The 9,272-nt window shown below is 69.8% G+C and carries 8 protein-coding genes; 5 read left to right on the top strand and 3 right to left on the bottom strand.

Features of this window, described 5'->3' with window-relative positions:
• Positions 1 to 406, top strand: a 406-nt coding sequence (locus ACFVUT_RS18605) for a group II intron maturase-specific domain-containing protein (RefSeq protein ID WP_389670997.1), incomplete at its 5' end; no start/stop codon positions are given.
• 385 nt (positions 407 to 791) lie between these two features.
• Here the strand turns inward: ACFVUT_RS18605 and ACFVUT_RS18600 are convergent.
• On the bottom strand, positions 792 to 1,145 hold the full coding sequence (locus tag ACFVUT_RS18600) for a transposase (protein WP_389671001.1): 354 nt from the start codon (positions 1,143 to 1,145) through the stop codon (positions 792 to 794).
• A 594-nt stretch (positions 1,146 to 1,739) separates the two neighbouring features.
• Here ACFVUT_RS18600 and ACFVUT_RS18595 point away from each other — a divergent pair.
• Complete coding sequence (locus ACFVUT_RS18595) at positions 1,740 to 2,912, top strand: M48 family metallopeptidase (RefSeq protein WP_389649317.1); 1,173 nt, start codon at positions 1,740 to 1,742, stop codon at positions 2,910 to 2,912.
• A gap of 69 nt (positions 2,913 to 2,981) precedes the next feature.
• On the opposite strand, the gene ACFVUT_RS18590 is transcribed toward ACFVUT_RS18595, so the two are convergent.
• Together ACFVUT_RS18590 and ACFVUT_RS18585 are read right to left on the bottom strand one after the other, a co-directional pair.
• Positions 2,982 to 3,500, bottom strand: a complete 519-nt coding sequence (locus ACFVUT_RS18590) for a DUF3592 domain-containing protein (protein WP_389670995.1) — start codon at positions 3,498 to 3,500, stop codon at positions 2,982 to 2,984.
• Positions 3,501 to 4,118: 618 nt separating this feature from the next.
• Positions 4,119 to 4,865, bottom strand: coding sequence for an SDR family NAD(P)-dependent oxidoreductase (locus tag ACFVUT_RS18585; RefSeq protein ID WP_389649323.1), 747 nt, complete (start codon positions 4,863 to 4,865; stop codon positions 4,119 to 4,121).
• A 322-nt stretch (positions 4,866 to 5,187) separates the two neighbouring features.
• Here ACFVUT_RS18585 and ACFVUT_RS18580 point away from each other — a divergent pair, with 322 nt between their 5' ends.
• The 3 genes from ACFVUT_RS18580 to ACFVUT_RS18570 are packed head-to-tail and all read left to right on the top strand — an operon-like array spanning position 5,188 to position 9,268.
• On the top strand, positions 5,188 to 6,408 hold the full coding sequence (locus ACFVUT_RS18580) for an enolase C-terminal domain-like protein (RefSeq protein WP_389649326.1): 1,221 nt from the start codon (positions 5,188 to 5,190) through the stop codon (positions 6,406 to 6,408).
• A gap of 8 nt (positions 6,409 to 6,416) precedes the next feature.
• The gene (locus ACFVUT_RS18575) at positions 6,417 to 7,157 is read left to right on the top strand and encodes a FadR/GntR family transcriptional regulator (protein WP_389649329.1); all 741 of its coding nucleotides are present in this window, start codon (positions 6,417 to 6,419) and stop codon (positions 7,155 to 7,157) included.
• Positions 7,154 to 9,268: an alpha-galactosidase gene (locus ACFVUT_RS18570; protein WP_389649331.1), complete on the top strand. Its 2,115-nt coding sequence runs from the start codon at positions 7,154 to 7,156 to the stop codon at positions 9,266 to 9,268. The genes ACFVUT_RS18575 and ACFVUT_RS18570 overlap by 4 nt, the downstream gene beginning before the upstream one ends.
• Positions 9,269 to 9,272: the final 4 nt, after the last annotated feature.

The following is a 9,272-nucleotide window of genomic DNA, read 5'->3' as shown; positions in this document are numbered from 1 at the left end:
GGGCACTGACCGGCAATACATCTACACCTATCCGGCACGGAAGTCAGTGCGTTCCGCAACGGGCAAGGTGAAGGAACTGACCGGACGGCAGAACGTCGGCTTGTCGCTGGAGTCCTTGCTCCACCGGCTGAACTCGGTGTTGCGGGGATGGTGCGCGTACTTCCGTCCCGGAGTGTCGAACGTCGCTTTCTGTTACCTCAGCCACTACACGTGGATGAGGGTGACGCGATGGATCCGGCGCAAGCATCCCGGGATCACTTGGAAGCAGCTCCGTCGACGCTATTACGGCGGTGGCTGGTGGCCTGCCACGGAGGAAGCGGAACTGTTCAACCCGGCAAAGGTGAGCACGACCAGATACCGATACCGGGGAACACTCGTCCCGACCCCGTGGCTCACTATGGCATGAGGAACTGAGCATCCCGAAACGGGATTTGTGGAGAGCCCGGTGCCCGGAGACGGGCACGCCGGGTTCTCCTGAGGCGGTTGATACCGCACTCGACAGCGTGGCGCTCACGGTAGTCGACCGGGTCGAAACGTGGCGGCCGGCCGCCACGGGAGCCGCGTTCCCTTCGGTCGCGCGCCTGGTCGGCCTTGTCAGGGATGGTGCGACGAATGCCGCGGCGGCGCAGGGAGGCGCCGTTCACGCGGGAGGCATACGCCTTGCCAGCGCGCACGCGATCGGGGCGGACACGTGGCCGTCCCGGCCCTGCGCGAGGCACACGGACTCTGTTCAGCACAGGCTCGAACTTGCGGAGAGTCTCCACGCTGCCCAGCTGTGACCACGATCGACATCAGTTTCTGGCCCTGCTCGACGGCCAAGTGCAGCTTGGTAGTAAATCCGCCGCGCGAACGTCCCAGTCCGTGATCACGAGGCTCAGTGAAGACACCGCCCGGCGGCTCCTTCTGCAGATCGCTCCGCTTCCGGGCCCGGTCGCATGCTGATGGGCGCGACATACCGTGGAGTCAATGCTCAGGCCCCGCGTAATCGAACCCTTCAGGTCGGCCTGGGACTGAAGCTGAGTAAAGATCCCGTGCCAATTGCCGTCCCGCTGCCACCGGCAGAACAGGTCGTAGACCCGACCCCACGGCCCGTATTCGGATGGTACGTCCCGCCACGGAACACCCGTCCGAACCCGGAACCTCATGCCGTCGGTCAACTGCCGCCGAGACCAGACAGGTTGGCCGCCCCGCTCTCGTGCCCTTCGGCAACAACGGCTCCAGCACCGTCCACTGCTCGTCCGTGAGATCTCCATGCCCCATGAACCGGGATCATCCATTACTCGAGATCCACTTTCGATACACGGCCTGGATCCAACGCCGTTCAGTTGGGGCGGGGAGTTCTTCGTCAAGGCCGGTGAACAAGGCAGCGGAGCTGCTGCAGAAGTTCCCACTGCACTGCACGGTCGATGTCGAAGTTGTAGCGGCGGGCAAGGGTCGGCCACTTAAGGCATCGCGCTTCCCCTGGTCGCGGGCAGCCCGTACTCGAGCCGAGGTGCAGGTGCAGGTGCAGGTGCAGAATATCCGGTGGTGCAATAGCCATTTGGAGATACGCTGCCTCGCCGACGTGTTCGTTCGATCACGTCGAGCCTATGGCGGCCACCGGTCGGGGCCGTTGGACGAGGAGGGTCTCGACGGTGCTCAATGCCTCGGAACAGAGTGGTCAGCAGTGCCCCGACTGTGGAGCGGAAATCCGGACGGACCGCAGATTCGTGTCGTGGTGCGCGGCCTGCGACTGGAATGTGGACCCACGCGAACCCGAGGGGCCGCCGGGGCAGCTGGATCGCCTGCGGCACAGACTCGCCCAGCAGCATGGGGAGAAGCTGCTCGCCGAGACAACGGCCGGGGCGTCGTTGCGGCCTCGGCGTGACGCCGCCAGTGTCCTGGCGTTCGCGATCTCCCTGGCCGTCCACAGCGTCACGGTCGCCCTGGTTGTCGCCGGAATCCTGTTGGTGGTGCTCGGCTGGGGCAGCGCGTTGCCCGTACTGGGGGCGGTACTCCTGGGTTTCGGGTGGGCCCTGCGCCCGCGCTTCGAATCGCTCACCGATGACGATCCGGTCCTGCACCGGGCCGATGCCCCCGAATTGTTCGGTCTGATCGACAGGGTGGCCGAGGTCACCGGCACGACCGGGGTGCACGCCGTCGTCGTCACGGCCGATGCCAATGCGAGCGTGGCTGTCTACGGAATGCGACAGCGCCGGAAACTGACCCTGGGACTCGGGCTCTGGGAGATCACGACCCCGCAGCAGCGGATCGCGCTGTTGGGGCACGAGCTCGGTCACTACGCCAACGGCGACACCCGCCACGGGCTGATCATCGCGAACGCGCTCCGTTCGCTGACCACGTGGTGGTACCTGTTGAGCCGAATCCCGCAGCCCACCACCCTCGCCCACATAGCATTCAACGCCGTTTATCTACTGCCTCGTTGTATAGTCCGCGGGGTACTGGCGCTGCTCGACCACCTGACGTTGCGCGCCACGCAGCGCGGCGAGTACCTGGCCGACGTGCTCGCGGCGCGGGCCGGATCCACCGAAGCGGCCGTGGGCCTCATGGACCGGCTCCTGGTCGCCGACTCGGCCGAATCCGTATTGTTGCGCGAGGCTAACTCCGCCCAGGTGAAGAGGCCGAGGAGCGGCACGCGCGAGGATGCCTGGCGCGGTCTCTGGGAGCGGCTGGCCGATGACATGGACTCGATCCCGGAGAGCGAATACGAGCGTCGGCGGCGCCGCGGTGCCCTGCGGGGGCACAGCGTCGACTCGACCCACCCGCCTACCCATCTGCGCCGGGCCCGGCTGCTGGCTGTGGCCCCAGAGGTCGCTGCGGTACGCGCGGATGCCGACCGGCAGGCCGTCCTCGATGATGAGCTGGCCACGGCGCGGGAGAGGCTGGCACGTCGGATCCTCGGCGGCCTGTGAAAGGCAGTCCGGCCGACACCGGACCATCAATGCCAAGCCAAGGACGCGGACGTAACCGGGTCGGCAGCGTCATCCCACGGCCGGCTGTTTCCGCACCGTCCGCTGAATGTCGCGGAGACCTTTCCAGCCGAGCCCGAGTGCCAGTAGCGGCATGAGGATCACGAGCGCGAGCCCGACCGAGGCCAGCATTCCGTACCCCAACCTGTCGCCTGTCACGGAGTGGGTGCTCGCCGTCTCGGGATGCCCGGGATCGTAGTGGACGCGGACCGTGTCGCCGACGTCCGCATCGCCGCCTTCCCAGAACTGGTAGGACGTCCCGGCAGCTGTGGTGAAACGAACCTCGATCCTCTTGAAGCGGCTTCCCTGGGGTCCGGTCACCTTGTCTTTCGCCAGGACGATCCCGTCGACCGACCGTCCACGCGCGGCAACCGCGGAGACGTCGTTCAGCCCATCGATTCCTTTACGGACGAACCCGTACCCGAGGACGACGAGCAACGCCACCATGGTCGTCACGGCCACCCCGCCCGCGACCTTCCCGGCGACGCGCCCCCACGCGCCGAGCCGACGCAGCCACCGCCGCGCGCTCACCGCCTCCCACCCCTCCCATGAGCCACGGTCCCTCCTACCAGACCTCGCGCTGGGCAGCCTCCGCCGCGTGTTTCTCCGAGGTGTCCTTCCCGTCGTACAGAGCTCTATCCGGGAAATCCTGTACTCCCTGCGATTGGCTGTCTCACGTGGCAGCTGCAAGATCCCGTGAGACGGGACAGGTGTGACGCACAGACGTCATACCTGCTGGTAGCCCGAATCTGCGACGGCTGTACGTCACGGCCGGACCCGCACGCGGTGTGCCGGTCCTTGGCCTCTTCGGGGACACGGACATTGGTAGCGGACATCGTCGTACTCCTTCCCGTCCCTCAAGGAGTTTCTGCTGCCACGTGGTCTGCGGTCCGGTCCGAACCCGGTTCATTTGTGACCGGTGGCGGGTCACCACGCGACGTGGGCGCCCCGAGAAGGTGCTGAGCGGGGCGTAGGACCCTGTTGCAGCCGGAGGGCCCAGTGGTCGGCGTCGCGGGGTTCGCCGCGGGAGCGGTGGTAGAGGTGGAGGCAGTGGGCGCAGGGAACGCTGGGGCTCGGCCGCCCTTGTACCGGCGGATCGCCGGGGTCGTCGCTGGGATCTGCGACGCCGAATGGCCGACCGCCCGCCGTTCAGAGTGTCGCGAGCAGTCCCCCGTCGACCGGGAGCACGGCTCCGGTCACGTAGGTGTTGTCGGGCGAGACGAGGAATTCGGCGGCTGCGGCGATCTCGTCGGGACGGGCGGGGCGTCGCAGCGGGATCCGGCCATGCTCGACGTACACCGTGCGGAACCAGTCGGTGGCGTATTCGATGGTGCCGTCCGCGAGACGCGCCATGGGCGTGTCGACGAAGCCCGGGGCGAGCGCGTTGACGAGAATGCCGGCGGGCGCGAGGTCGACGGCGAGGGCGCGTGTGAGCGCGTCCAGCCCCCCTTTGCTCGCAGCGTAGGCCGCGTTGCCGGCGGCGGCCGCCGAGCCCTGGACCGACCCGACGTTGAGGATGCGGCCGGAGTCCGAAGCGCGAAGCCGTGGGAGCACCGCCCCGACAACAGCCGCGGTGCCCGCGAGGTTCACGTCGAACGCGCGACGCACCGCCTGGGGGAAGCCGGGATCGTCCAGAGCCGCCTCGGCGGGGACGCCCGCGGAGTTGACGAGCACGTCGACGCGTGGAAGTCCGGCCGCCCGGGCGAGGTCGGTCTCGCTCGTGACGTCGAGCACAAGAGCTTCCCCGCCGACCGTCCGGGCGACCTCGGCCACGTGCTCGTCCCGGTCGGCGAGCACGATGTGGAGCCCGCGCGCGGCGAGCCGGGTCGCGATCGCCGCGCCGATGCCACTCGCGGCGCCCGTGACGAGGGCCGTGCGCTGATGTGTTGCGGTCACCGGGTACCCCTCAAGTGGATGGCACGATGATTCATCATACCTTTGGGAGGGGAGGGTGCGGCAGGAGCGAGGACGTCGAGATCGTGTGGTCCCACGGTGCTGCGGCGATCACCACCATGGCAGGGATGCTTGTCGCAGCGGTGTTGCCCGTCGGGGACCGTGTCGTGGTGGCGTTCACTCGCGTTTGTGCCGTGGGATCGCGGCGGTCCGGGGATCGTCGGCGGGCCCGGTCATCTGGGCGTGTTCGGCGGGGAGTTCGTTGCCGCCTCTCGCGCCGGGGGCAATCATGATATGAATGGCGTCGAGGGGAGGTCGTGACCGAATGCGTATCGCGAGTGTTGATTTCTTCTACGTCAGCATGCCGACGGTGACGCTCGACGTCGACGGCAGCCAGGACGCGCTTCTGGTGCGGGTGACCGCGGACGGCCACGTGGGCTGGGGCGAGTGTGAAGCGTCGCCCCTCACGTCGATCGCGGCGTGGGTCGCGCCGCTCTCGCACGGCGCGTGCCGTCCGGTGCGCGACTCGGTCCTCGGCGAGACGCTCGACGGGCCCGCGGACATCGAACGCATCGCGGCGCTCGTCGCGCGCAACAGCATGGATCTCCTGCAGGCGGCGCACACCTTCTCCGGCATCGAGATCGCACTGTGGGATCTGCTCGGCCGGGCGCGGGAGGTTCCCGTCTGGCGGCTGCTCGGTTTCGAGCGCTCCCTGCCGAAGACCCCGTACGCCTCCGTCCTCTTCGGCGACGACCCGCAGGAGACGCTCGATCGAGGCCGTGCGGAGATCGCGCGTGGCTTCCGCGCGGTCAAGTTCGGCTGGTCGGGCTTCGGTTCGGGCCATGCGAGCACCGACGCCGAACAGTTGCGCGCGGCGCGTGAGGGCATCGGTCCCGACGGCGTGCTTCTCGTCGACGCCGGGCAGGTGTGGGTCTCCGATCTCGGCGCAGCGCAGGACCGGCTCAGGGCGCTTGAGGAGGTGCGCGCCACCTGGATCGAGGAGCCGTTCGCCCCGGCCGAGTACGCCGCGTACGCCGGTCTCGCTCGCGCGGCTCGCGCCGGCGGCGTCGTGGGCGTCGCGGGCGGCGAGGCGTCCCATGACGAGGCGTCGGCGCGCAACCTCGTCGACTACGGCGGCGTCGCGTATCTCCAGATCGACGCGGGACGCATCGGGGGTATCGGCCCGGCCGCTCGGGCGGCGCGCCATGCCGACCGGGCGGGTGTCACGTTCGTCAATCACACGTTCACCTCTCACCTCGCGCTTTCGGCGTCGCTGCAGCCGTACGCGGGCCTCGGTCGCCACGAGTTGTGCGAGTTCCCGGCCCGGCCGCACCCGCTCGCGCTCGACATCACGCGTCGGCACATCACGCTCTCGGCCGACGGCACGATCGCGGCCCCCGATGCGCCGGGGCTCGGTGTCGACGTCGACCTGGCCGCCCTGGCGCCGAGTCAGCGGCTCGTCGACATTGCCGTCGATGGAGTCGAGCTCTACCGCAGCCCGCGTATCCGGCCGTCGGGGGTCGTCGAGCCGGGGGCTCGCGGATGACCCGGCGCGTGAGTGGGCCGGCGGTCCGTGGGCGGCAGGGACGCGCCGTCGAGGTCCTGGGACGGGCGGTCGTCGGGGGCCGCTACCGGCCGGGGGATCTGCTGCCCACGGAGGACGGTTTGTGCGCCGAGCTCGGTGTGAGCCGCACGACGGTGCGTGGTGCGGTCGCGGTACTCGGCGCGAAGGGCCTGCTCAAGGTGCGGCCACGCGTCGGTACGCGAGTGCAGCCGCGTGCGCTGTGGAACACCTTCGACCCCGACATTCTCGTGTGGGCGCACGCCGAGGGCGATGAAGCCGGGCTCGTCGAGTCGTTCGTCGCCCTGCGCCAGGTGCTCGAACCCGCGGCCGCGCGGGTGGCTGCCGGTCGGGCGTCGATGGCCGACCTCGAACCGCTGCGCCGCGCGGTCGCCACGATGACCGCGAGCGTGGACGAGCCCGGTTCCTACCCTGACGCCGACGTCGCCTTCCACCAGGCGCTGTACGCGGCGACCCACAACGCGTATTTCGAGCGGTTCGGAATGCTTGTCGGGGAGTTCATGCGGATCGCGTTCCAGATCCAGCAGTCCGCCGCCGTACCCGCCACGTCGCTTGCCGCGGATGCCGGCCGCCATGTCGCCGTTTATGAGGCGATCCGGCGCGGCGACTGCGACGGTGCGGCGGCCGCGATGCTCGAAGTCGTCCTCGACGGCAAGACTGAACTTTCGGCTGCCTTCGCGCAGCGCGCGGCCGACGAAGGACGACAACGATGAGCACCGCGAGCCACGAGCACACCATCGAGTGGGGCGACGACCGGCTGGCGGTACGCGTCCTTGTGGCCGCCGACGGCCGCACCCGCCTCGCGGGAATCGCGCCGGGCCGGGCGCCGGGCGGGTTCGATGCGCTGCTGCCGCTGGTCGAACTCGTCACGACCGAACGCGGGCATCGCGCGGGCGAGCGCTTCGACCGTACGGCGGCGGGACTCGACCTGCGCTACGTCGCGCACCGGGAGAGCGTGGTGGACGGCGTCGCGGTGCTGGAGGTCGATCACCGCGACCCGTTCTCGGGTCTCGAAGCCACCGTGCGCTACGCCCGCCGTCCGGGCACACCCGTGCTGTCCTCGTCGGTGCGCGTGCGCAACAACGGCGCCTCCCCCGTCCAGCTCCTGTTCGTCAGCAGCTTCGTGCTCGGCGACACGACCTGGGACGTGGCGTCGACCGCGATTCGCCTCGCGAGCAGCGAGTGGCTCGCGGAGAGCCGCTGGCGCCGGGGCGGCTACGCCGAACTCGGCGGACCCGACGTCGCGATGGCGGCCCACGCGGGTGCGACGCCGCGCGGCTGCCTGGCTGTCACCGGTCGCGGCACGTGGTCGACCGGCCGGAGCGTGCCGATGGGCGCGCTCGAATCGCCCGACGGCGCAACGCTGCTCTGGCAGGTCGAGTCGAACGGTGGCTGGCGGTTTCAGGTCGCCGTCGGGCCCGGTCCCGGTCCGTCGGGCGCCCTCGAACTCGTGACCTGCGGCCCGACCGATCCCGACCATGCGTGGTCACCGGTGCTCGCGCCGGGGGACGCGTTCACGACGCCTGTCACGACGCTCGCCTTCTCGCCGCTGTCCTTCGAGGACGCGGTGGCCGCGTTGACCGCGTATCGGCGGGCCGATCGGCGACCGTATGCCGGGGACGACGGCCTGCCGGTGATCTACAACGACTACATGGACACCCTGATGGCCGATCCGACGACGCAGAGGCTGCTCCCGCTCATCGCCGCGGTCGGGCGTACGGGTGCCGAGGTCTTCGTCGTCGATGCCGGCTGGTACTCCGACGAGCCCGGCTGGTGGGATCTTGTCGGGGCGTGGGAGCCGTCCACGAGACGGTTTCCGGGGGGCATCGACGAGGTCTTCCACGCGATCCGCGCCGCAGGGATGGATCCCGGGCTGTGGATCGAGCCGGACGCCGTCGGAGTCCGCAGCCCCGTTGCCGCGCTCCTCCCGGAGGAGGCGTTCTACCGGCGGAACGGGCGGCGGGTCGTCTTCGACGGCCGGTACCGCCTGGACTACCGGCATCCCGAGGTCGTCGCGCGGATGGACGCGGTGATCGACCGCCTCGTCGGCACGTACGGGCTGCGCTATCTGAAGTTCGACGACAACGTCGACGGCCGGACCGGCACCGACGAGGGCGGGAAGTCTCCGGGGCAGGGACTGTTCGAGGCGAGCCGCGCGATGCTCGGCTGGGTCGAGGGTGTGCATCGCCGGCATCCGTCGCTGCTCATCGAGGACTGCGCGTCGGGCGGGATGCGCGCCGACTGGCTCACGATGTCGCGTTTCGCCCTGCTCTCGACGAGCGACCAGCAGGACGCCCTGCGCGTCGTGCCGATCGCGGCCGCGGCCCCGCTCCTGGTTCCGCCGGAGCAGGCGGGCGTGTGGTCCTGTCCGCAGCCCGGGATGCCGGTCGAGCTTGCGCGTACGAGTCTCGCCAGCAGTCTGCTGCGCCGCCCGATCCTGTCCGGCCGCTACGACCTCATGGCCGAGGAGGAGCTCGCCCTCGTCCGCGAATTCGTCGCCGTGCACAAGAGCGTACGGGCCGGGCTTCGCACGAGCACGTGCCTCTGGCCACTCGGGCTGCCCGGCTGGGACGACGCCTGGGTTGCCAGTGGGCTGGCCGGTCCGCGCGAGGGGTACCTGGTCGTCACTCGCCGCCACGGCGGCCCGGAGCGGATGACGATCCCGCTCACGGGTGTTCTCGCGGCGCTCGGGCGACCGGCCCACCCGGCCGTCACCTGTGTCTTCCCGCTCCCGGACGCACGCACCTGGGAGCTCGCGGGTGACGCGCTCCACATCGCACTCGGCGAAACCGCCTCTGCCGCATTCCGGATCCGCACGGGCTGAACGC

Source organism: Streptomyces sp. NPDC058051, assembly GCF_042885475.1.
Taxonomy (GTDB): Bacteria; Actinomycetota; Actinomycetes; order Streptomycetales; family Streptomycetaceae; genus Streptomyces.
Note: the sequence above shows the minus strand (reverse complement) of the source record. Positions and strands in the feature narration are given on the sequence as shown.